Raw genomic sequence first — 24430 nt, forward strand, 5'->3', positions numbered from 1 at the left:
CGCGTGGGCTTCGAATGCGGACAAATCGTTCGATGGAGGGCTCGTCATGAGCGCGGAAATCAGCGCCAAGGATCTGGGCATCGACATGAGTGACGGTGAGCACGCGCTGTTCAAGTGGTTTCTCGCCAGCTTTCTGTTCGGCAAGCGCATCCAGCAGGACATCGCCGCCGAGGCGTATCGCGTGATCGTCGACAAGCACAAGCGCGATACGCCGCGAAAGCTGAGCAACTGCAGCTGGCAGCAGCTGGTGGACATGCTCGGCGAAGGGCACTACGTACGCTACGACGAGTCCACCGCCGAGCGGTTGCTCAAGCTCTGCGAGAAGCTCAACCAGGAATATGGCGGCAAGCTCGGGCGCATCCATGAACTCAGCGAGAACCGCAAGGACCTGGAACGGCGGCTGGCGGAATTCGAGGGGATCGGGCCGAAGACCGTGGAAATCTTCATGCGCGAGGCCGCCAGGGTCTGGTACTGAGCGCGCCGGACGGCGCTTGCGTAGCGCGGCCGAAGGGTTAGAGTGGCGCCATCGCAACGCCGAAGTCCGCCATGCGCATTGTTCTGCTCGCCCTCAGTCTGTTCCTGCCCATCGCGGCCAGCGCCGCGCCGGCGCCCTATTACCAATGGCAGAGCAAACTCGACGGCACCATCATCTGCCGCCAGACCTCACCGGGCGAGGGCTGGGAGAAACTCGACGGTCGCCCGTTCCGTGACCTCAACTGCAGCATGCCGGCCGCGCGGGTCGAACGCCCGAGCAGCGTGCCGGGTTTCCGCCCGCAGCCGGGGCGCTAGCCGGCGTCAGTCCGGAATCCGCTCCATGCTTCATGGCCCTGCCCGACGTTTCGCCATGCAACGGACCCATGGTGGATAAGCTTCGCGTTATCCACCCTACGCTTCCATCGCCATCGCCATCGCCATCGCCATCGGTAGGGTGGAAAACCGCGCAGCGTTTTCCACGCGTTGCGAGCAGGCGGCTCGGTGTTTCTCCCGCCTCTGGTCCATGGAAACGTCTATCTGCGAAGCGCTAAAGCGTCATCCCGTCGTATGCCAGGCACACGTTGCCCGGCAGTTTCCGTGGCGCCTGCATGAACCAGGCATCCAGCTCGTGGCCGATATGGGTCAGGACGGCCTGTTCCGGGCGTAGGTCATCGATGCTCTGCAGTGCGCGGGTCAGGTCGTTGTGATTGCGCGGTGGCGTATCGCGCGGTGGCTGTGAGCAGTCCAGCACCAGCACATCCAGCGCGGTGTCCTGCAGCCGTTCGCGTGTGCTGTCCGGCAGGCCGACGGTGTCGGTGAGGTAGGCGATACGGCGCCCATTGCCTTCCAGTAGGTAGCCGAAGGTGGGTTTCGAATGCACCAGCGGCAGCGCGGTGACCCGTAGCGTGCCGAGCATGCGTTCTTCGAAGGCGGCGAACGGCTCGCTGAAATCGAGGATGCCCGGATGCTTGTAGAGATCGGCGAGGCCGTCGGGATCGTCCGGGCCGTGCACAGGGATGCTCAGTCCCACGCCCCAGCGCAGCTGCAGCAGGCCCTGGGCGTGATCGGCATGGTAGTGCGTCTGCAGGATGCCGCTGAGGCTGCCGGGGGCGAAGCGCTCGCAGAGATCAGGCAGACCGCTGTCGAGCAGCCAGCGTTGATCGCCACATTCCACCAGCGCCGAGCAGGCACGGCGGCGGCGACGCGGGTCGAGCTGCGCGGCGCGGCAGGCCGGACAGGCGCAGTTATACACCGGCACCTGTGCGGCGCCACCGGTGCCGAGCAGGGTCAGCCGCATTGGCGATGCTCGTCGAGCAGCTGCAGCAGGCGTTCGACGCTGCTCTGCAGCGAGGCGGAGTTGTCCAGGCGGATGTAGTCGTCCAGTTCGCCACTGAACAGCGCATTGCGTGCCAGGCGTGCTTCGATCTGCTCGGGCGTTTCCCGGCCGCGGGTCAGCAGGCGCTCGCGCAGCACGTCCTGCTCGACGGTCAGCAGCACCGCCAGCAGGTCCGGGTAGCGCTGCCGCGCCGCGGGCAGATAGCCGCGCGAGCCGTTGACCAGCACATCCTCGCCGGCCGCCAGCCAGGCGTCGATTTCGGCGGGAATGCCGTAGGCCAGCCCGTTGGCGCGCCAGGCGAGGGCGAATGCTCGCTCGGCCTCCAGGCGCGCGAACTGTTCGACGCTCACCGAGTGTGCGGCTTCGCCGATGGCTTCGGCCGAGCGGGTGATGACCCGCCGGGCGATGCGCACGCCACGCGCGGCGAGCGCTTCGCGTGCGGCGTCGAGCAGGCTGTCCTTGCCGGCGCCGGACGGGCCGATCAGGTAGATCAGGCGGCCTTGCATCAGATCACCTCCAGAGACGGGAGAACGCGGGGTGTGGACCGGCATGGTAGCGGCAAGCCGCCCCGCAGGGGACATCATGGTGCGGGCGCGAATGCATCAGAACACCCGCCGGCCCTGGCGCCAGACCTGGCCGATCACCGGCTGGCCCTTGTGCACCTGCGCCTGGACCAGGTCGGCGCGCAGCCCGACGGCGATCTCGCCGCGATCGTCCAGCCCGGCCGCGCGTGCCGGCGCCAGGCTGATGGTGGCGATGGCGCGCGGCAGGTCATAGCCGTTGTCCTGTTCGGCCAGACCCAGCGCGGCCTGCAGCAGGCTGGCCGGGTAGTAGTCGCTGGAGAGGATGTCCAGCACGCCGCCCCGGGCCAGGTCGGCGGCGGCGATATTGCCCGAGTGCGAGCCGCCGCGGACGATGTTCGGCGCGCCCATCAGCACCTTCAGCCCGCGCGCGTGGCTGGCCTCGGCGGCCTCGAAGGTGGTGGGGAATTCGGCGATGGCCATGCCGTAGTCCGCCGACTCGCTAACGTGTTCCAGGGTCGCGTCGTCGTGGCTGGCCAGCGCCAGGTCGCGGCTGCGGCAGATGTCGACGATGGCGGCGCGCTGCGAGTCGCTGTGCCGCGCCGAGTTGGCCAGCTGCTCGCTGACGAAGGCATCCATCTCCGCGGGGCTCAGGTGGTACTTGCCCATGTAGTACTCGCGGTACTTCTCCATGCGCGCGAACTGGCGCTGGCCCGGCGCGTGGTCCATCACCGAGACCAGCTGCACCAGGGGCTGCTCGACCAGCTCGCGGAACAGTTCCAGGCACTGCGGGTGGCTGACCTCGCAGCGCAGGTGCAGGCGGTGTTCGGCGCGGGTCTGTCCGGACGCTTCGGCCTCGGCGATGGCCTCGAGCATCACGCCGAGCTGCTGCATGCGCTTGCCCTTGGGATTGATGTCGCCGATCGACAGCGCATCGAACACCGTGGTGATGCCGGCGGCGACGATCTGCGCGTCGTGGGTCAGCACCGCCGAGGCGGACGGCCAGTCCACTCCCGGGCGCGGGCTCATGTGCTTTTCCAGGTTGTCGGTGTGCAGTTCCACCAGCCCCGGCAGCAGCAGGGCGCCGTCCAGGTCCTGCGCCTCAGGCAGGTTGCTGGCACCTTCGCTGATGTCGGCGATCAGGCCGTCGCGGATCAGCAGGCTGCCATGGATCACCTGATCGGCCAGCACCAGGCGGGCGTTGCTGAGTATCTGTTCAGCTGGCATGGGCCAGGTCCTCCTGCGTCATGTCCAGGTAACGGTCGGCGACTGCCTCGCGGATCGCGCGGTCATGGAAGATGCCGATCAGCGCGCTGCCGGCGGCCTTGGCTTCGGCGATCAGTTCCAGCACCACGCCGGCGTTGGCCTCGTCCAGCGAGGCGGTGGGTTCGTCGAGCAGCAGCACCGGCCAGCTCACCATGAAGCCGCGCGCCAGGTTGACGCGCTGCTGCTCGCCGCCGGAAAAGGTGCCGGGGGCCAGCTGCCAGAGCCGCTCGGGAATGTTCAGCCGGGTCAGCAGCGCCTTGGCCCGCGCCTCGGCTTCGGCACGGCTCCAGCCGCGCGCCAGTGCCGGTTCCATCACCACCTCCAGCGCCGGCACCCGCGGGATCACCCGCAGGAACTGGCTGACATAGCCCAGCGTCTGCCGGCGCACGGCGAGTACCTGGCGCGGCTCGGCGCCGACCAGTTCCAGCCAGTCGCCGGCGTGGCGGATACGGATGCTGCCGCCGGCCGGCAGGTAGTTGCCGTACAGCGTGCGCAGCAGCGTCGACTTGCCGGCACCGGACTGGCCGTGCAGCACCAGGCACTCGCCGGCGGCGACGGTGAAGTTCAGCCCGCGCAGCACCTGCAGGCTGACGCCGTGCTGCTGGTGCAGGGTGAAGGTCTTGGCGAGGTCGCGGACCTCGATCAGGTTCGTCATGACGGATTCCTTCATGGTTGCAGCACCGAGGACACCAGCAGCTGCGTATAGGGGTGCTGCGGGTCGTCGAGAATCTGGTCGGTGAGGCCGGCCTCCACCACCCGCGAGCGACGCATCACCATCAGCCGGTCGGCCAGCAGGCGCGCCACGGCGAGGTCGTGGGTGACGATCACCACCGCCAGGTCCAGCTCACGCACCAGCCCGCGCAGCAGATCGAGCAGACGTGCCTGCACCGACACGTCGAGGCCGCCGGTGGGTTCGTCCATGAACACCAGCTTCGGACTGGAGACCAGGTTGCGGGCGATCTGCAGGCGCTGCTGCATGCCGCCGGAGAAGGTCCGTGGCAGGTCGTCGATGCGTGCCGGGTCGATCTCCACCTGTCTGAGCCAGTCCAGCCCGGCGGCGCGCAGCTGGCCGTAATGCCTGACGCCCTGGGCCATCAGCCGCTCGCCGATGTTGGCGCCGGCGGAAACCCCCATGCGCAGGCCGTCGCGCGGGTTCTGTTCGACGAAGCCCCATTCGCTGCGCAGCAGCGTGCGCCGCTCGGCCTCGCTGGCGGCGTAGAGGTCGAGCCAGTCGCCGGCAGCATCGCGGTACTGCACGCTGCCGCGATCCGGCGGGCAGCGGCCGCAGAGCAGCGAGAGCAGGGTGGACTTGCCCGAGCCGGACTCGCCGACGATGCCCAACACTTCGCCGGGGTAGAGCTCGAAGGACACGCCCTGGCAGCCCTTGTCCGGACCGTACAGACGGGTCAGGTCGCGCACCGCGAACAGCGGCTCGGTGCCGACGCTCGCGGCGGGCAGCAATTGTTCGGCGGCGCTCATGGGCGGCTCTCCTGGGGCTGGGCGCGCTGCGCGCAATAGTCGGTATCCGAGCAGACGAACTGCTTGCTGCCGGCGTCGTCGACGATCAGCTCGTCGAGGTAGGAATCGCCGCTGCCACAGATGGCGCAGCACTGCTCCCACTGCTGGATCTGGAAGGGGTGATCCTCGAAATCCAGACTGACCACGCGGGTGTACGGCGGCACGGCGTAGAGGCGCTTCTCGCGGCCGGCGCCGAACAGCATCAGTGCCGGGCTGCGGTCCAGCTTGGGGTTGTCGAATTTGGGAATCGGCGACGGGTCCATCACGTAGCGCCCGTCCACCGTCACCGGGTAGGCGTAGCTGGTGGCGATGTGGCCGAAGGTGGCGATGTCCTCGTAGAGTTTCACGTGCATCACGCCGTAGTCGCCCAGCGCGTGCATGGTGCGCGTCTCGGTTTCCGACGGCTCGATGAAGCGCAGCGGCTCGGGAATCGGCACCTGATAGACCATGATCTGCCCGGCGGCGAGCGGGGTTTCCGGGATGCGGTGGCGCGTCTGGATTACCGTCGCTTCCGGGGTGCGTTCGGTTGTGGCGACCCCGGCGGTGCGGGCGAAGAAGCGGCGGATCGACACCGCATTGGTGGTGTCGTCGGCGCCCTGGTCGATCACCTTGAGCACGTCGTCGGCGCCGAGAATGGCCGCGGTCAGCTGCATGCCGCCGGTGCCCCAGCCGTAGGGCAGCGGCATCTCGCGGCCGCCGAAGGGCACCTGATAGCCGGGAATGGCGACCGCCTTGAGCAGTGCGCGGCGGATCATGCGCTTGGTCTGCTCGTCGAGGTAGGCGAAGTTGTAGCCCGCCTCGCGGGCGGGAATGGCCTGTGCATTCATGCGCGTTTCTCCTTCGCAGGCGTCTCGGCGTCGGCTTCGGTCTGCTCGGCCTGCGGCTGGCGCAGCTTGCGGATCAGCTCCAGCTCGGACTGGAAGTCGACGTAGTGCGGCAACTTCAGGTGCGAGACGAAACCGGCGGCCTCGACGTTGTCGCAGTGCATCAGGACGAACTCCTCCTGCTGCGCCGGGCCCTGCACCTCCTCGCCGTACTCGCCGGCACGCAGCGCGCGGTCGACCAGCGCCATACCCATCGCCTTGCGCTCGGCATAGCCGAAGGCCAGGCCGTAGCCGCGGGTGAACTGCGCCTGCGCGGCACTCTCGCCGACGAACTGGTTGACCATCTCGCACTCGGTCAGCTCGATCTCGCCGAGGCAGACCGGGAAGCCCAGCTCCTGCGGCTCGATCCAGACCTCGGTGGTGCCGATGCGAATCTCGCCGGCGAACGGGTGGTTGCGGCCGTAGCCACGCTGGGTCGAATAACCCAGCGCCAGCAGAAAGCCCTCGTCGCCGCGGGCCAGCGCCTGCAGGCGTTCGGCGCGGCTGCAGGGCAGCTCCAGCGGCTCGCGGGTGAGGTCCGGCACCGGCTCGCCGCGGTCGAGTTCCGGGGTCATCAGGCCTTCCTCGCCGAGCAGGCCGAGTACCCGCGGGCAATTGCTCAGCGTGGTGTTTTCATCCACCGGCGGGCCGGGGTGTTGGCCTTCGGCGAGCAGGGCGAAATCGAGCAGGCGGTGGGTGTAGTCGAAGGTCGGGCCGAGCAGCTGGCCGCCGGGCACGTCCTTGAAGGTCGCCGAGATGCGCCGGCTGAGCTGCATGGCGCCGGTGTCCACCGGCAGGCTTTCGGCGAAGCGCGGCAGCGTGGTGCGGTAGGCGCGCAAGAGGAAGATCGCCTCGACCAGATCGCCGGCGGCCTGCTTGATCGCCAGCGCGGCGAGTTCTTCGTCATACAGCGAACCCTCGCTCATCACCCGCGCCACGGCGAGTGGTAGCTGCTGGCGAATCTGCTCGACGCCGAGTTCGGCGATGCCGGTGTCGCCGCGGCGCTTCTTCGCCAGCAGCGCGTGGGCGTTGTCGATGGCCTGTTCGCCACCCTTGACCGCGACGTACATCAGGCCACCTCCTGCAGCGAATCGCCGATCCGCGTGCTGCGCGGCAGGCCGAGCACTTCGCCGTCGGCGCAGAACAGCGCATCGAGCCCACGCGGGAAGTCGTTGCGTGCGGCGCGCTGCTGCCAGAACGCTGGCTTCAGTGGCAGGCCGACCAGGCGGCTGCCGTCGATGCCCGGGCCCTGCCAGCTCAGCGCCGGGCCGCGGTCGAGACGGTCGAGCTGGATCAGCAGCGTGCAGGACTGGTCCGGGTAGCGCTCGCTGCCGTTGTAGAAGCCGGAGAGGTCGTCCAGCGCGGCGGCGTCGAGCAGGGCGAACATGGCCTCCTCACGCGCCTCGACGATCGGGCAGCCGCAGTGGAAGGCCAGGTTGGCGCGAATCGCCGGGGTATCGAAGGCCGGCGCCAGCCACAGTGGTGTGTCGTTATCCAGCAGGCTCAGGCACAGCGCGTAGCTGGCGGCCTGCAGATGGTCGATGGCGGCGACGCTGACCAGCGGCTGGCGCGTGCCCGGCTCGGCCAGGGACTTGAGCGCGGCGCGAAAGCTCTTCTGTGCATCCAGCACCGGGTCGGCGAAGGCGGCCTGCAATAGGTCGGATGGGGCGCGATTCATCAGTCTTCTCCTCGCAGCAGCGTGAAGAACTCCACGCGGGTAGTGGCGGTTTCGGCGGCCTTTTGCGCGGCGCGTCGGGCCTGCGCGGTGGCCAGCGGTTCGATCAGTTCATTGAGCCAGCGGCTCTGCTGTGGGCCCTGCAGGTGGGCGTCGGCGAGGGCGGCGAGCTCGGCCTGGCGCTTGTCGCGGCCGGCGCGGTAGCTGTAGCCGGTGCTGCCGTCGGCCAGGCGCACCACGCAGCGGGTGACGCTCATCTCGCCGAGGTTGAACGGCGCACCGGTGCCGCCCATGCGCCCGCGAACCAGGGTCATGCCGATTTCCGCGGGGCGGATCAGCTGGTAGGCGCAGTCGCGCAGGTCACTCTCGAAAGGCACCAGGTCGGCGGCGCTGGCGCGGGCCAGCACGGCCATCCAGCGCTGGCGGGGGGATTGTTCGCGGGTGTGCATGGAGTTCTCCATCAGGTGGCGACCTGGTACTGGAAACGGTCGGAACGGCTGGCCGAAAGGGCGATCTCCACCGGTCGCCCGGTGGCATCGCAGGACAGGGTGAATACCGACAGCAGTGGCATGCGCAGGGGCATCAGCAACTGTGCGGCCTCGTCGCGATCGGCCAGACGCGCGCCGATCAGGCTGAAACGGCGCGTCAGCGGCAGGCCGCGTTCGCCGAGGTAGCGGCGCAGCGAGCCGCCCTGGTAGTCGGCGAGCCGTTCGGCGTGGCTGGCGCAGTAGCGGTGGCGGATCAGGCTGACCGGCTCGCCGTCGAGCAGGCGCAGGGTGCTCAGCTCGATGAGCGCGGCGCCTTCGGCCAGTTGCAGGTGGCGTGCCTCCTCGGCGCTGGCGCTGAGCTGACGGCGCTCGAGCAGGCGCGCCTCGGTACGCAAGCCGAGGGCGGCCAGCGATTCGCTGTAGGCGCTGTCGGCCTGCAGCGGATAGACCAGCGGGCGCTGCAACACCTGGGTGCCCTTGCCCTGGCGGCGCAACAGACGGCCTTCGTTGATCAGCTCGTCGACGGCGCGGCGCAGGGTGTGGCGGTTGACCGCGAAGCGCCGCGCCAGCTGCATCTCGCCGGGGAGAAAGTCGCCGATGCGGTAGTGGCGCAGCTCGCCGCGCAGCACCTGGGCCAGTTCGAGGTAGAGCGGTTCGCTGGGTTGTCTAGACAACTGCATGGTTTTTTCGAGAGGCGCGCGGCGCCTCACTCCGTCAGATGAAAAGTTTGCGCAGACGTTGGGAGAGCAGGTCGATCAGGCTCACCACGGCGATGATGATCAGCAGCAGGGCGGCGGTCTGGCCGAACTGGAAGCCGCGGATGGCTTCCCAGAGGATCACGCCGATACCGCCGGCGCCGACCATGCCGACCACCGTGGCCGAGCGCACGTTGGATTCGAAGCGGTACAACGAGTAGGAAATCCACAGCGGCAGCACCTGCGGAATCACCCCGAAGATGACTTCCTGCAGCGCACTGGCGCCGGTGGCGCGCACGCCTTCCACCGGCCCCGGCTCGATGGCTTCCACCGCCTCGGCGAACAGCTTGGCGAGCACGCCGGTGGTGCTGATCCACAGCGCCAGCACGCCGGCGAAGGGGCCCAGGCCCACGGCGACGACGAAGAGCATGGCGAAGACCATCTCGTTGATCGACCGGCAGGCGTCCATCAGCCGGCGCACCGGCTGGTAGACCCACCAGGGCACGATGTTCTCGGAGCTGAGAATCCCGAGCGGAATGGCGCAGACGATCGCCAGCAGGGTGCCCCACAGGGCGATGTGCACCGTGGTGACCATCTCCTTGAGGTACAGCTGCCAGTTGCTGAAGTCCGGCGGGAAGAAGTCGGCGGCAAAGGTCGCCATGTTGGCGCTGTCGCGGATCAGCAGCAGCGGATTCATCTCCGCGCCCTGCCAGGACCAGGCCAGCACGGCCAGGCACAGGCCCCAGCCGAGCAGGCGCAGCCAGCTGCGCTTGTCGTTGCCCGCCAGAGGCGGTGTGGTGCTCAGAGTGGTCATGTTCGGTTCTCGAAAACGGCGCGGACGGGAGCGTGGCGCCAGCGCGCCACGCCCGGCGTTGGTCAGCTGGCCTTGGCGGCGGCGCTCTTCTGCTCGCGCTCGGCCATGCGCTGCTCCAGCTTGGCCAGCTCCTGGTCGATGCCCTGCAGCTGCGCCTGGCGGTCGCTGTCGGAGAGCTTGCTGTCGGCGGCGACTTCGCTGCGCTTCTTGAACAACTCCAGCTGGCGGATCGGCAGCAGCTGGTCGTTGTCGGAAGCGCGGAACGGCGCCCACTGCAGGTTGGCGAGAATTTCCTTCTCGGCCGGCTTGGCGCCGTAGCTCATGAAGAACTCGCGCAGCCTGTTCTTCTGCTCGTCGCTCAGGCTCTTGCGCCACACCAGCGGGTCGGCCGGGATCAACGGCGAGGTCCAGACGATCTTCAGTTGCGCCGCCTTGTCCGGCGCGGTGATCTCAAGGCGCTCCATGCCTTCGCTGTTGAAGGTGCCGACATCGACCTGCTTGTTCGCCACAGACAGCGCGTTCACCTCATGACTGCCGTTGAGGCTGCGTTTGAAAGCCTGGCCGGCGTCGACCTTGTTCTTGGCGAATACGTAATAGCCGGGCACCAGGTAGCCGGAGGTGGAGTTCGGGTCGCCGTTGGCGAAGGTCAGGCTCTTGGCGCTCTTCAGCACGTCCTCGACCGAATTCAGGGCGCTGTCCTTGTGCACGATTAGATGGCTGTAGTAGCCCGGGCTGCCGTTGGCGGCGACCGTCTGAGCGAAGATTTCACCGCCGGCGCGATCCACCGCTTCCATCGCCGACTTGTTGCCGTACCAGGCCAGATCGACCTTGTCGAAGCGCATGCCCTGGATCACCCCGGCGTAGTCCGGGGCGAAGAAGGCCTTCACCTCGTAGCCGGTCTGCTTGCTCATGTCGGCGAGGAAGGGTTCCCAGACGCTGCGCAGGTTCTGCGAGGACTCGGTGGAGATGATGCCGAAGGTGATGGTCTCGGCGGCCTGCGCGGTGCCGAACATCGCACCGGCGAGCAGCGTGGAGGCGGCGAGGGCGCGGCTGAAGCGTTTCAACATGGAGGTCACTCCTGAGGTGTGGCGTTGGTTGTCGGGTCGGCTTGCGGCTCAGCCGTTGACCAGCTGCAGCTGCCGCGGCTCGGCGGCGCGGGCGCGGTCGGAGAACAGCAGGCTGGCGTCCAGATCGGCGCCGTAGAGATCGTTGAGCAGGTGGTCGCTGAGTGCCGCCGAGGGGCCGTCGTAATGGATGCGCCCACCCTTGAGCGCCACGGCGCGAGAGCAGTAGCGCAGGGCGTAGTCGACCTGATGCAGGGTCACCACCACGGTCTTGCCGTCCTGGCGGTTGATGTCGGCGAGGATTTCCATGACCTTGCGCGCCGACTCCGGGTCGAGCGAGGCGATGGGCTCGTCGGCGAGGATCACCTCGGCCTGCTGGGTCAATGCGCGGGCGATCGCCACCCGCTGCTGCTGGCCGCCGGAGAGCGTCGAGGCGCGCTGCGCGGCGCGCTCGGCCAGGCCGACGCGCTCCAGTGCGGCCATGGCCTGGCGCTTCTGCTCGTCGCTGAACATGCCCAGCGATCCGCGCCAGCGCGGCATGCGGCCGAGAAAGCCGAGCAGGACGTTGTCCAGCACGCTGAGGCGGTTGACCAGGTTGAACTGCTGGAAGATGTAGCCGATGTCGGCGCGCAAACGGCGCACCTCGCCATGCAGACGGCCGGTGGCCTGCACCTCGCGGCCGAGCACCTCGATGCGCCCGCCCGCGGCGCGGTCGCAGCAGGCCAGTCCGGCCAGGTGGCGCAACAGCGTGGACTTGCCGGAACCGGACGCGCCGATCAGCGCCACCATCTCGCCCGGCTGTATCGTCAGGCCCAGGTCGAACAGCGCCTGCTTGCCGGCGAAGGTCTTGTTCAGTCGCTCGACTCGAATAGCCGCATTCATGTCTTGCCCTCTCGTCTGCGCGGCCGGGGAGGTCGGCCAACTTGTCTAGACGAGAAGGTAGTCAGGCTCTGTTGCAGTCCCGCTAAGCGTCGATGAAGCTGCGATGACCATTCGGTGAAGCTTTGGCGGTCGACGCGGCTTGCGACGAAGCGGGAACAGACCCTAGTGTGGCACCATCGGTCAAATGTCGTATGTAGACAGTAGGTTGGGGTTGAGGAGCAACGCGACGAAGCCCAACGGGCGATGGTGGGCGCAATGCCGAGGTCAGGCTGGACATCGCCGTTGGGCTTCGCGAGCTCAGCCCAACCTACGGGACGGCACCACCCTCGCAATCACGGCAGATCGCACGCTTATCACGCGAACCGACATTTCAACGCTGTCGCGACACTAGGCTGGACGCCGTTACAGCGCCCCCATGCCGCGTCGCCTATACGACGGTCGGGCATTACAGAGAAAGAGGAACAGCATGAAACAGAAGATTGTATTCATCACCGGCGCCACCTCCGGCTTCGGCCGCGCCACTGCCCGCCGCTTCGCCGAGGCTGGCTGGGCGCTGGTCCTCACCGGGCGGCGCAGCGAGCGCCTGGAAGAGCTGCAGAGCGAGCTGTCGGCGAAGGTGCCGGTACATATCGCCACCCTCGACGTGCGCCATGCCGGCGCGGTGAAGGAGGTGGTCGAGCAGCTGCCCAGCGAGTTCAGCCAGATCGATTGCCTGGTCAACAACGCCGGTCTGGCGCTGGCGCCGCAGCCGGCGCAGCAGGTCGACCTGGCCGACTGGCACACCATGATCGACACCAACATCACCGGCCTGGTCAACGTCACCCACGCGCTGCTGCCGACGCTGATCGCCACCGGCAAGGGCGCCAGCATCGTCAACATCGGCTCGGTGGCCGGCCACTGGCCGTATCCGGGCGGCCACGTCTACGGTGCGACCAAGGCCTTCGTCGAGCAGTTCGGCTACAACCTGCGCTGCGACCTGCTCGGCACCGGCGTGCGCGTCACCGACATCGCCCCGGGCATGGCCGAGACCGAGTTCACCCTGGTCCGCACCAAGGGCGACCAGGCCGCCAGCGACGCGCTGTACCGCGGCACCACGCCGCTGACCGCCGAGGACATCGCCGAGCAAATCTTCTACGTCGCCACCCTGCCGGAGCACATCAACATCAACCGCCTGGAAGTGATGCCGACACGCCAGGCCTGGTCGCCGTTCAACATCAATCGCGACAAGTAATCGCTCCAAGAGGCATGGCGCGCAATGCGCCGCGCCTGCTGCATGCCTCGCAAACAGGCCGTTCAGACATATCGTTAACCCAAGCGTAATGGTCGTGCCTGCTGCTTGATTGATGACCCTTCGGTCACGTCCCTACTGTGCGCTCCACAAGCGGAAAAACTGTGGAGTCGCCATGACAACAACAATCTCCCCACCGCCGCAGTGGTCGCGTCGTCGCGCTGAAAAAGCCCGTCGTCTCGATCAGGTGCGCAGCCTCGCCGATGGCGTGGTGCTGCCCAGCGAGCGGATCGTCGAGGCCCTCGAACTCTTGATCGCCCCTGGCGACCGGGTGGTGCTCGAGGGCAACAACCAGAAGCAGGCGGACTTCCTCTCCCGCTCCCTGGCCAAGGCCGACCCCGGCAAGCTGCACGACCTGCACATGATTATGCCGAGCGTCAGCCGCGCCGAGCATCTGGATCTGTTCGAACGGCAGATCGCGCGCAAGCTCGACTTCTCCTTCGCCGGCCCGCAGAGCCTGCGCATCAGCCAACTGCTCGAGGACGGCCTGCTGGAAGTCGGCGCCATCCATACCTACATCGAACTCTACTCGCGCCTGCTGGTGGACCTGATCCCCAATGTCGCGCTGGTGGCCGGCTTCCAGGCCGACCGCCACGGCAACATCTACACCGGCCCCAGTACCGAAGACACCCCGGCGCTGGTCGAGCCGACCGCCTTCTCCGACGGCATCGTCATCGTCCAGGTCAACGAGATCGTCGACGAACTGCCGCGCGTGGACATCCCGGCGAGCTGGGTCGATTTCGTGGTGGTGGCCGACAAGCCGTTCTACATCGAGCCGCTGTTCACCCGCGACCCGCGCCACATCAAGCCGGTGCACGTGCTGATGGCGATGATGGCGATCCGCGGCATCTACGAAAAACACAACGTGCAGTCGCTCAACCACGGCATCGGTTTCAACACCGCCGCGATCGAGCTGATCCTGCCGACCTACGGCGAATCCCTCGGCCTGAAAGGCAAGATCTGCCGCAACTGGACGCTCAACCCGCACCCGACGCTGATCCCGGCGATCGAGACCGGCTGGGTCGAGAGCGTGCACTGCTTCGGCACCGAGCTGGGAATGGAGAACTACATCGCTCAGCGCCCGGATGTGTTCTTCACCGGCCGCGACGGCTCGATGCGTTCGAACCGCATGATGTGCCAGCTGGCCGGGCAGTACGCGGTGGACCTGTTCATCGGCGCCACCCTGCAGGTCGATGGCGACGGCCATTCCTCCACCGTGACCCGCGGGCGCCTGGCCGGTTTCGGCGGTGCGCCGAACATGGGCCACGACCCGCGCGGTCGCCGCCATCCGACCCCGGCCTGGCTGGACATGGCCATGCCCGGCGGCGAAGCCCCGGTGACCCTGCTCGAACGCGGCAAGAAGCTCGTGGTGCAGATGGTCGAGACCTTCCAGGAAGGCGGCAAGCCCACCTTCGTCGAGCAGCTCGATGCGGTGGACGTGGCAAAGAAGAGCGGCATGCCGCTGGCGCCGATCATGATCTACGGCGACGACGTCACCCATCTGCTCACCGAGGAAGGCATCGCCTACCTGTACAAGGCCCGCTCGCTGGAGGAACGCCAGGCGATGATCGCCGCGGTGGCCGGCGTCACCAGCATCGGCCTGCGGCACAACCCGAAGGACACCGAGCGCATGCGCCGCGAAGGGCTGATCGCCCTGCCGGAAGACCTCGGCATCCGCCGCAACGACGCGACCCGCGAGCTGCTGGCGGCCAAGAGCATCGCTGAGCTGGTCGACTGGTCCGGCGGCCTCTACAACCCGCCTGCCAAGTTCAGGAGCTGGTGATGAGCGCACTCATTGCAAGACAGGCGCAGCCGACACTGGCCGAGCGCCTGGCGGATCTGGCGGTGCAGGCGCTGATCGACGAGGCCGACCTGTCGCCCAAGCCAGGGCTGGTGGATCGGCGCGGCAACGGCGCGCACGACGATCTGCATCTGGGTCTGATGCACGCCTCGGCCCATGCGCTGTGGCCGGCGTTCAAGGCGATGGCCGAAGCGGCGCAGGAAATTGGCGAAGTTGGCCAGCCCTTGCGCGAAACCCTCGGCCAACTGGGCCGCGACGGCGAAGCCGACATGCTCCGCGTGACGGGTGGCGTAAATACCCATCGAGGGGCGATCTGGGCGCTGGGGCTGCTCAGTGCGGCGGCGGCGCTGGAAGCCGACGCGCCTGACGCCCGAGGCGTTGCGGCAACGGCCGCGGCTCTGGCCCGTTTGAGCGACCCGGCCGTACCGGTCACTTCCGACAGCCACGGCGCGCGCGTCTGCCGTGCCTATGGTGTGCTCGGTGCGCGGGAGCAGGCGCAGCATGGCTTTCCTGCCGTCATCGAACAGGGCCTGCCGCAGCTGCTGGTAAGTCGCCGCGGCGGGGCCGGCGAGCAGAACGCCCGGCTCGATGCGTTGCTGGCAATCATGACCGAGCTCAGCGACACCTGCGTGCTGCACCGTGCCGGCCTCGACGGCCTGACCCGGATGCAGCAGGGCGCCCGTGCCGTACTGGCTGCCGGCGGTTGCGCCAGCCTCGCCGGGCGCCGCCAGCTGCGCGCACTGGAAGGCGAGATGTTGTCGCTGCGTGCCTCGCCGGGCGGTGCCGCCGACCTGCTGGCCGCCACCTTATTCCTCGACCGCCTGGCGCCGCATGCGCCGGCGCCGACTGGGAGCAACTGAACATGGAAACCCTGTCTTTCGAATTCGCCGCCGGGCAACCCGCCCGCGGCAAGGCCCTGGTCGGCGTGGTCGGCTCGGGCGATCTGGAAGTGCTGCTCGAACCCGGCCAGGCCGGCAAGCTGGCGATCCAGGTGGTCACCTCGGTCAATGGCGCCGAGCAACGCTGGAAGAGCCTGTTCGAGCGGATGTTCCGCGAGCAGAACCTGCCGGCGCTGAACATCGATATTCACGATTTTGGGGCCACGCCCGGCGTAGTGCGTCTGCGTCTGGAGCAGGGACTGGAGGAGGTCGGCCATGACTGATGTGTCCGCTAACACCGTGGCCCGTTTACTCGAGTCGCGCAGCTTCGTCGAACTCGGTGCCCGCCAGCGCGCCCGCGCACTGCTGGACGAAGGCAGCTTCCGCGAACTGCTCGATCCGTTCGATCGCGTCACCTCGCCCTGGCTGCCGAAGCAGGGCATCGTCACCCAGGCCGACGACGGCGTGGTGGTGGCCAAGGGCACCATCGACGGCCAGCCGGCGGTAATCGCCGCCATCGAAGGCGCCTTCCAGGGCGGCAGCATGGGCGAGGTCGGCGGCGCGAAGATCGCAGGCAGCCTGGAGCTGGCCGTCGAGGACAACCGCAACGGCATCCCGACCCGCGCCGTGCTCTTGCTGGAAACCGGCGGCGTGCGCCTGCAGGAAGCCAATCTGGGCCTGGCCGCCATCGCCGAGATCCAGGCGGCTATCGTCGAACTGCGCGACTACCAGCCGGTGATCGGCGTGGTCGCCGGTTCCGTCGGCTGCTTCGGCGGTATGTCCATCGCCGCCGGGCTATGCAGTTATCTGGTCGTCACCCGTGAGGCCCGCGTCGGCCTCAACGGCCCGCAGGTGATCGAGCAGGAAGCCGGCATCGAGGAATACGACTCGCGCGACCGTCCGTTCATCTGGAGCCTGACCGGCGGCGAGCAGCGCCATGCCAGCGGCCTGGTGGACAGCTACGTCGCCGACGACAGCGACGCGATCCGCGCCGAACTGCACAGCCTGTTCGCCCGGGGCAAGCCGGAACAACCGCGCAGCCGCCGCCACGCCTGGTACCTGCAGCGTCTGGCCGACGCCGACACCCGCGCGCAGCTCGATGCCGCCGCTGTGCGTGCCCTCTACCAAGGAGATGCCCAATGAGCCGTGGATTGAACTGGTTGCAAGCCCTGGCCGGCGGTCAGGTACTGGCGGGCTATCCGGCCTCGGTGAAGGTGGTCGACGGCACGCTCGGTGAGCGCGCCGCCCGCTATATCGCCGTGGTGCCAGACGCCGAGAATCCCTTCCCGCGCGCGCGCAATGGCGAGGTCGGCCTGCTCGAAGGCTGGGCCCTGGGCCAGGCCGTGGACGAGGTGATCGAGTCCGATCGCGACAAGGCGGAGAAGCGCGTGCTGGTCGCCGTGGTCGACGTGCCGAGCCAGGCCTATGGCCGCCGCGAGGAAGCCCTCGGCATTCATCAGGCCCTCGCCGGCGCGGTGGACGGCTATGCCCGTGCGCGGCTGGCCGGGCACCCGGTGATCGCGCTGCTGGTGGGCAAGGCCATGTCCGGCGCCTTTCTCGCTCATGGCTATCAGGCCCAGCGGATCATCGCACTGCGCGATCCGGGCGTGATGGTGCACGCCATGGGCAAGGCCGCCGCGGCGCGCATCACCCTGCGCAGCGTCGAGGAGCTCGAAGCCCTGGCCGAATCGGTGCCGCCAATGGCTTACGACATCGACAACTACGCGACCCTCGGCCTGCTCTGGGAAACCCTCTCGGTGGACAGCATCGAGCAGCCCTCGGCGGATGATCTGGCGCGTGTGCGCGACTGCCTGAACAAGGCTGTGGCGGACATTGGCGACAGCAGCGACCTGCGCGGCCGTCTGGGCGCGCCGAACCGCGAGGCGTCATCGCGGGTACGCGAGCTGTTGCGCGCGCAGTGGTAACGGGCGCGGCCGCCAACGAGGCGGCCGTCCCTGGCCGGTCAACCCGGCAATGAACAACAAGAGCAGGAGACTGCCATGTACCAGCCTGAAGATCTGCTGCCCCACGACCTGCTCTGGGGCATGCGCCCCGAGCAGTTGCCGGTCGATGCTCCGGCCTGGGCGGTCGCCGTGCTCGCGGCTGGCCAGCCGGTGGTGGTGCGACGTGCGCGCGTGGCCTCTGGCCTGGTCGCGGTCGGCTTGCGTGGTGCGACGCGTGATCAACGCCTGGCCGCGCTGATGCCGGTCGAGGTGATCGCTCATCGGCTCGCGCCGGAAGATTTGCTCGGTCGTCAGGCCAGCGAAGATCTTCCGGTATTCCGTGTGCTGGCCGAGCTTCGCCCGTTGCTCGACGCGCTGGGCCACGTTTGGGGCGTCACCGGCTCGGCCGGTTTTCAGCTGGCCACCGGGCTGCCGACGGCGCATCCGGACAGCGATCTCGATCTGCTCCTCAGAACCGAGCGCCCGCTGCCACGCAGCGAGGCGCGCCCGTTACTGCAGCTGCTGGAGGGCAGCGCCTGCCGTGTCGATCTGCAACTGGAAACGCCGCTGGGTGGCCTGGCGCTGCGCGAGTGGGCTGGCACGTCCTCGCGGGTGCTGGTCAAGACGGCGGATGGCCCCCGGCTGGTTGACGATCCCTGGCATGCGGAGCAGGCGGCATGAGCAGCCTGTTCGCCTTTCCCGGCCAGGGTGCGCAGAAGCCCGGCATGCTGCAGCGCCTGCCGGATGCACCGGAAGTTGCGGCAACCCTGGCCGAGGCCAGCGCGGTACTTGGCGAGGACGTGCTGGCGCTGGATTCGGCCGAGGCGCTGGCCTCGACCCGCGCCGTGCAGCTCTGCCTGCTGGTCGCCGGGGTCGCCGGGGCGCGCCTGCTGATGCGTCGCGGCCAGCGGCCGGACTACGTCGCCGGGCTGTCCATCGGCGCCTACGCCGCGGCGGTAGTCGCCGAGTCGCTGGATTTCGCCGACGCGCTGCGTCTGGTCGCCCTGCGCGGCGAGCTGATGCAGCAGGCCTACCCCGAGGGTTACGGCATGACCGCCATCCTCGGCCTGTCGCTGGGCACGGTCGAGTCGCTACTGGCCGAAGCCGAGGGGCCGGTGCATCTGGGCAATATCAACGCCGACAACCAGCTCGTCATCGCCGGCAGCGATACCGCCATGGCCGCGGTCGCCGCCCGCGCCAAGGCCCTCGGTGCCTCCTGTGCGCGGCGTCTGGCGATGAGCGTGCCGTCGCATTGCGCGTTGCTCGAGCAGCCGGCGCGGCAGCTGGCCGAAGCCTTCGCCGCCGTCAGCTTGCGCGCGCCGCGGATTCGCTACCTCAGCGGTACCTTGGCGCGCCCGCTGTTCTATGCCGAGCGTCTGCGCGATGACCTCGCCTTCAACATGTGCCGTGTCGTCGACTGGCACGGCACCCTGCGCACCGCCTACGAACGCGGGGTGCGCCTGCATATCGAACTGCCCCCGGGCCAGGTGCTCACCGGCCTGGCGCGGCGGGTTTTCGAACAGGGTACGCTGGTCGCCTTCGACGGCGCCCGGCTCGACACACTGGACGCCTTGCTGCGTCAGGAGGGCAGCCAGAGCCGATAGACCGCGTGCACATTCAGCGCGAGCAAGCCTTACTCGCGGCTGATCGATGGATAAAAACAACGACCTCGATAACACGCGCCAAGCCCTCTGCAGGCGGCGCAACCAAAAAGGACAAGAACAATGATCATCTTTGGTGTGGCCTTCCTGGCCTTGTGTACCCTCACCGGCATTTTCGCCGGCGAGCTGCTGGGCAAACTGTTGGGCGTACCGGCAAACGTCGGCGGCGTGGGTATCGCCATGGTCCTGCTGATTCTGCTCGGCAGCTACCTGAAGAAGCGCGGCCTGTTCAACATGGAAACCGAACAGGGGGTGAAATTCTGGAGTGCCGTGTACATCCCGATCGTGGTCGCGATGGCTGCGCAACAGAACGTCTACGGCGCCCTCAGCGGCGGCCCGATGGCCATTCTCGCCGGTGTGGCGGCTGTCGCCGTGGCCTTCGCGCTGGTGCCGGTGCTCGACCGGATCGGCCGAAAAAAGCCTGAAGCCGATGAAGCCAAGCCACTGACCGCGGAGGGTTGATCCATGTACGAGTCCCTCATGAAAGTGATCACCGGCTATGGCCTGATCAGCGGCTTCGCCATCATCGGCGCGACCATGTGGATCTCCTACTGGCTGTCCGACAAGCTCACCAAGGGCCGCCTGCACGGCTCGGCGGTGGCCATCCTCATCGGCCTGTTGCTGTCGTACATCGGCGGCGTGGTGACCGGCGGGCAGAAGGGCCTGGTGGATATCGCGCTGTTCTCCGGCATCGGCCTGCTCGGCGGCGCCATGCTACGTGACTTCGCCATCGTCGCCACCGGTTTCGGCGTCAGCGTCGAGGAACTCAAGCGCGCCGGTCTGGTGGGTGTGCTGGCGCTGTTCGTCGGCGTGTTCTCCTCTTTCGTCGCCGGTGTCGCGGTGGCCATGGCATTCGGCTACACCGACGCGGTCAGCCTGACCACCATCGGCACGGGCGCTGTGACCTACATCGTCGGCCCGGTGACCGGCGCGGCGATCGGCGCCAGCTCCGAGGTGATGGCGCTGTCGATCGCCGCGGGCCTGGTCAAGGCGATTCTGGTGATGATCGCGACGCCGTTCGTGGCGCCGATGATCGGCCTGAACAACCCCCGTGCCGCGGTGATCTTCGGCGGCCTGATCGGCACCTCCAGCGGTGTGGCCGGCGGCCTGGCGGCCACCGATGCCCGCCTGGTGCCCTACGGCTGCCTGACTGCGGCGTTCTACACCGCGCTGGGTTGCCTGCTCGGGCCGTCGCTTCTGTTCTTCGTCATGCGTGGATTGTTGGGCTGAGCCGACCACGGCTGTAGTCACTAGCCATACGCAGCGCGCCCTTCCGGGGCGCGTTTGCGTTCATCAAGGAATACCGAAAGATGAACTCTCTCAAGGTCAGTCACAAACTGGCCCTCGGCTTCGCCGCCGTTCTGGCGCTGACCATCGCCGTTGCACTGATCGGTATCTATGGCATGGATGCACTGATCTCGCGCAGCGACAAGGCGCAGAGCGCGGCCAGGTTGCTCGACGAGGCCAACCGCATCCGTTACGCCCAGGTCGCCTTCGAGACCCGCGGCGATCCCAGGCATGTCGAGGCGGTCGAACAGTCCGTGGCCCGGGTCGTCGAGCTGGTGCAGCAGCAGAAGGCTGAATTCAGCGATCCGCAGGACCTGCAGCGTCTGGAGGCGATCGCCAATAAGGCCCAGCACTACCGCCAGCGCTTCCTCGAACTGGCCGGGCTCTGGGAACGCAAAGTGAAGACGCGCAGCAGCTGGGTCGCGGCCGGCAATACGTCCGACGCACTGATCGCCGAGCTGGAGGCCCGCTGGGCTGGCACGCCGGACGCACCGGTCATGCATGAGGATCCGCGCAGCGCAGCCATCGGCCTGCAGGCCGGTGAAGTCTCCAAGCACAACCGCATGGTGCGCTTCATGGTGCGCGGCTATCTGATGACCGAGACCGAGCAGTCGCTGCAGCAATTGCAGCAACAGTTCAGCACGCTGCAGGCGGCGGTGGACAGGCTGGATACCCAGCTGGCCGGCACCCCTGGCGTCGACCTGCAGCCTCTGCGTGATTCGGTGGCGACCTATATCCGCCAGTTCGGCCAGTTGCCGCCGATCGTCGCCGCCCAGGCGCAGGCGCGCGAAGAAATGCAAAGCATCTTCGACAGCATCTACCGCAACACCAGCGAAATCGTGCAGATTCAGACCGACAAGCGCAGCGCCGAAGCCGGGCAGAAGAAAGCGCTGCTGCTGGCGATCACGCTGCTGGCGGTGGCGCTGGGATCGCTGATCAGCTGGCTCATCGTGCGTCAGCTGACGCAACCGCTGGCCCAGGCCGTGGCGATCGCCGCACGCATCGGTGCCGGCGACATGACCGAGCAGCCGCGGCAGCGACGCAGCGACGAGTTCGGCCAGCTGCTCGATGCGCTGGACCGCACCCGTGACAATCTGCGTGACCTGATCGGCCGCATGAGCGGCATCACCGGCCAGCTGGCCAGCGCGGCAGAGGAGCTTTCGGCGGTGACCGAACAGACCAGCGCGGGCATCCAGAGCCAGCGCCTGGAGACCGATCAGGTCGCCACCGCCATGCACGAGATGGCCGCGACCGTGCAGGAGGTGGCGCGCAATGCCGACGAGGCATCCAGCGCCGCGCAGCATGCCGACCGCCAAGCGGCGCAGGGTGATGTGGTGGTGCAGCGGGCCCTGACGCAGATCGACCGCCTGTCCTCCCAGGTCGGGCTGTCGGCCGAGGCAATGGCGCAGCTGAACCAGGAAACGGCCGGCATCAGCACAGTGCTCACGGTGATCAACGGCATTGCCGAGCAGACCAACCTGCTTGCCCTCAATGCCGCCATCGAAGCGGCTCGTGCCGGTGACGCCGGTCGCGGTTTCGCCGTGGTGGCCGACGAGGTGCGCGGCCTGGCGTTGCGCACCCAGCAGTCCACGGCGCAGATCGAGGAGCTGATCGGCAACCTGCAGAAGGGCGCGCTGCATGCCTCCTCGCTGATGGACAGCAGCCGCGGCCTGGCAGATGAGACGGTCAGGCTGGCGCGTGATGTCGGCGACGAGCTGCAGGCCATTACCCGCACGATCTCAACCATCCAGGCGATGAACATGCAGATCGCCACGGCGTCGGAAGAGCAGAGTTCGGTGGCCGAAGACATCAACCGCAGCGTGCTCAGCGTGCGCGATGTGGCCGAGCAGTCGGCGGCTGCCGCGCAGCAGACCGCGGCCTCGACGGTGCAGCTGGCGCGGCTGGGCAGCGAGCTGCAGGAGCTGACCGCGCGCTTCCAGGTCTGAAGCGATGCCGCCGGCCGGCGCTGGGCGCGAGCGGCTGCGCCCTTCGCCCGGCCTCTCGTCTTCTCGGGCCAACGTCGGGGGTTACAGCGCTAGGTTTTTCTGGCAGGGTGTCTCCTGCGATTGCGTGACGATTTGCCGCAGCTGGCGATCGACGCGGATCGATGTGATTGCGGGAGAGACTGCCGCATGGCAGCGCCGAAGGAGCAACCGCCCCGGAAACTCTCAGGCAAAAGGACCGCTATCACCGCTGAAACTCTGAAGAGCCGCCCGGTTTTCGTCGCCGGGCGCACCGAAGGAGCAAGCGAGCCGCGTCACGCGCTCGTGAATCTCTCAGGTCCAGAACAGAGGGGGCGCCCGCCGCGCGTTGGGCGCACGGGCTATGACCCCTCGACGTTCTGGAGCGCAACAATGAAAACAATCGCAGTCATCGGCGGCGGCATCACCGGCGTCACCACCGCCTATGCCCTGGCCAAGCGCGGCTTCTCGGTCACCCTGCTGGAAAAGCACCGCTACGCCGCGATGGAAACCTCGTTCGCCAACGGTGGCCAGCTGTCGGCCTCCAATGCCGAGGTCTGGAACCACTGGTCGACCATCGTCAAGGGCCTCAAGTGGATGCTCAAGAGCGATGCGCCGCTGCTGGTCAATCCCAAGCCCAGCTGGCACAAGCTCTCCTGGTTCGCCGAGTTCATCGGCTCGATTCCCAACTACCGCAAGAACACGGTCGAAACCGCGCGTCTGGCCATCGCCGCGCGCGAACACCTATTCGCCTGGGCCGAGGCGGAAGGTGTCGACTTCGACCTGAAGAAGAAAGGCATCCTGCACATCTACCGCGACAAGGCCGGCTTCGACCATGCCGCTGAGGTTTCCCGGCTGCTCGCCGAAGGCGGCCTGCCGCGACGCAGCGTGACGCCGGAAGAGATGCGTGGCATCGAGCCGACCCTGGCCGGCACCTATTACGGCGGCTACTACACCGAGTGCGACTCCACCGGTGACATCCACAAGTTCACCCATGGCCTGGCCACGGCGATCGAGCGGCTCGGCGTGCGTTGCCTGTATGGCGAGGACGTGCAGGCGGTGGCCACTGACGGCAAGCGCGCGACCGTGACGTTGGGCGGCGTTGCCGGTGGCGAACGCCTGGAATTCGATGGCCTGGTGATCTGTGCCGGTACCGCAAGTCGTGATTTCGCTGCACAGCTGGGCGACCGGGTGAACATCTATCCGGTCAAGGGCTACTCGATCACCGTCAACCTGACCGACGAAGTCAGCCGCGCCTCGGCACCCATCGTCAGCCTGCTCGACGACGAGACCAAGCTGGTCAGCAGTCGCCTCGGTGATGACCGCTTCCGCGTCGCCGGCACCGCCGAGTTCAACGGCTACAACCGCGATATCCGCGCCGATCGCATCCGCCCGCTGGTGGAGTGGGTCAACCAGTGCTTCCCCGGCGTCAACACCCGCAGCGTGGTGCCCTGGGCCGGTCTGCGGCCGATGATGCCGAACATGATGCCCAAGGTTGGCCGCGGCAGTTCGCCCTGCGTGTTCTACAACACCGGCCACGGGCACCTGGGCTGGACGCTGAGTGCGATCACCGCGGACATGATCGGCGACGTGGTGGCGCAAAGCCTGGGCCGGCCGGCTCCGGTGGCATCCGGGCAGACAGCCGTCGCCTAATCATGCAATCGTAGGGTGGAAGACGGCGAAGCCTCTTCCACCGGCTGCGGTGGCGACCGACCATCCCGGCCGATTGGCCCCACGCCGCGCGTGGAAAACCCGCGAAGCGGTTTTCCACCCTACGCTGTTTCAGCGCGTAGGTTGGGTCGAGGCGCGCAGCGACGAAGCCCAACAGGTTGTGCACTCCCTGTTGGGCTTCGCTGCGCTCAGCGCCAACCTACCCGCGAGCCCACGAAATCCGGGCCAGGCAAGCCCTGCATCGCGAACGGGGGACACAGCGCGTAGGTTGGGTCGAGGCGCGCAGCGACGAAGCCCAACACAGTTGTGGCCACTGTTGGGCTTCGCTGCGCTTAGCGCCAACC

27 protein-coding genes and 1 riboswitch are annotated in these 24430 nt (G+C 67.7%); of the genes, 14 read left to right on the plus strand and 13 right to left on the minus strand.

Annotation, left to right across the window (positions count from 1 at the left end; genetic code table 11):
* The first annotated feature begins 46 nt into the window (after window positions 1-46).
* On the plus strand, window positions 47-475 hold the full coding sequence (locus P5704_014320; protein ID WOF77239.1) for a DNA methylase: 429 nt from the start codon (window positions 47-49) through the stop codon (window positions 473-475).
* 71 nt (window positions 476-546) lie between these two features.
* Entirely contained in the window at window positions 547-789 is a 243-nt protein-coding gene (locus P5704_014325; GenBank protein WOF77240.1) for a hypothetical protein, read from the plus strand.
* Between the two features lie 232 nt (window positions 790-1021).
* Here the strand turns inward: P5704_014325 and phnP are convergent, their stop codons facing one another.
* The 13 genes from phnP to phnC form a co-directional block, all read right to left on the minus strand.
* The gene (gene phnP / locus P5704_014330) at window positions 1022-1771 is read right to left on the minus strand and encodes a phosphonate metabolism protein PhnP (GenBank protein ID WOF77241.1); all 750 of its coding nucleotides are present in this window, start codon (window positions 1769-1771) and stop codon (window positions 1022-1024) included.
* Window positions 1762-2316 carry a phosphonate metabolism protein/1,5-bisphosphokinase (PRPP-forming) PhnN gene (gene phnN, locus P5704_014335; GenBank protein ID WOF77242.1) on the minus strand — a complete coding sequence of 185 codons (555 nt, stop codon included), beginning with the start codon at window positions 2314-2316 and terminating at the stop codon, window positions 1762-1764. The genes phnP and phnN overlap by 10 nt, the downstream gene beginning before the upstream one ends.
* Before the next feature lie 96 nt (window positions 2317-2412).
* Entirely contained in the window at window positions 2413-3558 is a 1146-nt protein-coding gene (locus P5704_014340; protein WOF77243.1) for an alpha-D-ribose 1-methylphosphonate 5-triphosphate diphosphatase, read from the minus strand.
* Entirely contained in the window at window positions 3548-4252 is a 705-nt protein-coding gene (gene phnL, locus P5704_014345; protein ID WOF77244.1) for a phosphonate C-P lyase system protein PhnL, read from the minus strand. The genes P5704_014340 and phnL overlap by 11 nt, the downstream gene beginning before the upstream one ends.
* Window positions 4253-4263: 11 nt before the next feature.
* On the minus strand, window positions 4264-5076 hold the full coding sequence (phnK, locus tag P5704_014350) for a phosphonate C-P lyase system protein PhnK (protein ID WOF77245.1): 813 nt from the start codon (window positions 5074-5076) through the stop codon (window positions 4264-4266).
* A complete protein-coding gene (locus P5704_014355; GenBank protein WOF77246.1) occupies window positions 5073-5942 on the minus strand; it encodes an alpha-D-ribose 1-methylphosphonate 5-phosphate C-P-lyase PhnJ in 870 nt (289 codons plus the stop codon). The genes phnK and P5704_014355 overlap by 4 nt, the downstream gene beginning before the upstream one ends.
* Entirely contained in the window at window positions 5939-7048 is a 1110-nt protein-coding gene (locus P5704_014360; GenBank protein WOF77247.1) for a carbon-phosphorus lyase complex subunit PhnI, read from the minus strand. Before P5704_014360 ends, P5704_014355 begins: the two co-directional genes overlap by 4 nt.
* Window positions 7048-7656: a phosphonate C-P lyase system protein PhnH gene (gene phnH / locus P5704_014365; protein ID WOF77248.1), complete on the minus strand. Its 609-nt coding sequence runs from the start codon at window positions 7654-7656 to the stop codon at window positions 7048-7050. Before phnH ends, P5704_014360 begins: the two co-directional genes overlap by 1 nt.
* Window positions 7656-8102: a phosphonate C-P lyase system protein PhnG gene (gene phnG, locus P5704_014370; protein WOF77249.1), complete on the minus strand. Its 447-nt coding sequence runs from the start codon at window positions 8100-8102 to the stop codon at window positions 7656-7658. The genes phnH and phnG overlap by 1 nt, the downstream gene beginning before the upstream one ends.
* Before the next feature lie 11 nt (window positions 8103-8113).
* Window positions 8114-8821, minus strand: a complete 708-nt coding sequence (gene phnF, locus P5704_014375) for a phosphonate metabolism transcriptional regulator PhnF (GenBank protein WOF77250.1) — start codon at window positions 8819-8821, stop codon at window positions 8114-8116.
* Window positions 8822-8855: 34 nt separating this feature from the next.
* Window positions 8856-9650 carry a phosphonate ABC transporter, permease protein PhnE gene (gene phnE / locus P5704_014380; protein ID WOF77251.1) on the minus strand — a complete coding sequence of 265 codons (795 nt, stop codon included), beginning with the start codon at window positions 9648-9650 and terminating at the stop codon, window positions 8856-8858.
* Between the two features lie 62 nt (window positions 9651-9712).
* Window positions 9713-10717 carry a phosphonate ABC transporter substrate-binding protein gene (gene phnD, locus P5704_014385; GenBank protein WOF77252.1) on the minus strand — a complete coding sequence of 335 codons (1005 nt, stop codon included), beginning with the start codon at window positions 10715-10717 and terminating at the stop codon, window positions 9713-9715.
* 48 nt (window positions 10718-10765) lie between these two features.
* On the minus strand, window positions 10766-11596 hold the full coding sequence (gene phnC / locus P5704_014390; protein ID WOF77253.1) for a phosphonate ABC transporter ATP-binding protein: 831 nt from the start codon (window positions 11594-11596) through the stop codon (window positions 10766-10768).
* 466 nt (window positions 11597-12062) lie between these two features.
* Between phnC and P5704_014395 the strand changes: the two genes are divergently transcribed.
* The 12 genes from P5704_014395 (at window position 12063) to P5704_014450 (ending at window position 24068) form a co-directional block, all read left to right on the plus strand.
* Window positions 12063-12827 (plus strand): SDR family oxidoreductase, encoded by a 765-nt coding sequence (locus P5704_014395; protein ID WOF77254.1) that lies wholly within the window; start codon window positions 12063-12065, stop codon window positions 12825-12827.
* Between the two features lie 172 nt (window positions 12828-12999).
* Window positions 13000-14667 carry a malonate decarboxylase subunit alpha gene (mdcA, locus tag P5704_014400; GenBank protein ID WOF77255.1) on the plus strand — a complete coding sequence of 556 codons (1668 nt, stop codon included), beginning with the start codon at window positions 13000-13002 and terminating at the stop codon, window positions 14665-14667.
* The gene (locus P5704_014405; GenBank protein ID WOF77256.1) at window positions 14667-15545 is read left to right on the plus strand and encodes a triphosphoribosyl-dephospho-CoA synthase; all 879 of its coding nucleotides are present in this window, start codon (window positions 14667-14669) and stop codon (window positions 15543-15545) included. Before mdcA ends, P5704_014405 begins: the two co-directional genes overlap by 1 nt.
* 2 nt (window positions 15546-15547) lie before the next feature.
* Entirely contained in the window at window positions 15548-15847 is a 300-nt protein-coding gene (locus P5704_014410) for a malonate decarboxylase subunit delta (protein ID WOF77257.1), read from the plus strand.
* Entirely contained in the window at window positions 15840-16706 is an 867-nt protein-coding gene (locus tag P5704_014415; GenBank protein WOF77258.1) for a biotin-independent malonate decarboxylase subunit beta, read from the plus strand. The genes P5704_014410 and P5704_014415 overlap by 8 nt, the downstream gene beginning before the upstream one ends.
* Complete coding sequence (mdcE, locus tag P5704_014420; protein WOF77259.1) at window positions 16703-17488, plus strand: biotin-independent malonate decarboxylase subunit gamma; 786 nt, start codon at window positions 16703-16705, stop codon at window positions 17486-17488. The genes P5704_014415 and mdcE overlap by 4 nt, the downstream gene beginning before the upstream one ends.
* Before the next feature lie 75 nt (window positions 17489-17563).
* Entirely contained in the window at window positions 17564-18187 is a 624-nt protein-coding gene (locus P5704_014425; GenBank protein WOF77260.1) for a malonate decarboxylase holo-ACP synthase, read from the plus strand.
* On the plus strand, window positions 18184-19110 hold the full coding sequence (mdcH, locus tag P5704_014430) for a malonate decarboxylase subunit epsilon (protein ID WOF77261.1): 927 nt from the start codon (window positions 18184-18186) through the stop codon (window positions 19108-19110). The genes P5704_014425 and mdcH overlap by 4 nt, the downstream gene beginning before the upstream one ends.
* Window positions 19111-19230: 120 nt before the next feature.
* Window positions 19231-19629, plus strand: a complete 399-nt coding sequence (gene madL, locus P5704_014435; protein ID WOF77262.1) for a malonate transporter subunit MadL — start codon at window positions 19231-19233, stop codon at window positions 19627-19629.
* Between the two features lie 3 nt (window positions 19630-19632).
* On the plus strand, window positions 19633-20397 hold the full coding sequence (gene madM / locus P5704_014440) for a malonate transporter subunit MadM (protein ID WOF77263.1): 765 nt from the start codon (window positions 19633-19635) through the stop codon (window positions 20395-20397).
* Between the two features lie 80 nt (window positions 20398-20477).
* Window positions 20478-22400: a methyl-accepting chemotaxis protein gene (locus P5704_014445; protein WOF77264.1), complete on the plus strand. Its 1923-nt coding sequence runs from the start codon at window positions 20478-20480 to the stop codon at window positions 22398-22400.
* Window positions 22401-22560: 160 nt separating this feature from the next.
* A riboswitch (glycine riboswitch) is annotated at window positions 22561-22648 on the plus strand.
* A gap of 160 nt (window positions 22649-22808) precedes the next feature.
* Window positions 22809-24068: a D-amino acid dehydrogenase gene (locus P5704_014450; GenBank protein WOF77265.1), complete on the plus strand. Its 1260-nt coding sequence runs from the start codon at window positions 22809-22811 to the stop codon at window positions 24066-24068.
* The last annotated feature ends 362 nt before the right edge of the window (window positions 24069-24430 follow it).

The sequence above is a fragment of the Pseudomonas sp. FeN3W genome (assembly GCA_030263805.2).
GTDB lineage: Bacteria > Pseudomonadota > Gammaproteobacteria > Pseudomonadales > Pseudomonadaceae > Stutzerimonas > Stutzerimonas stutzeri_G.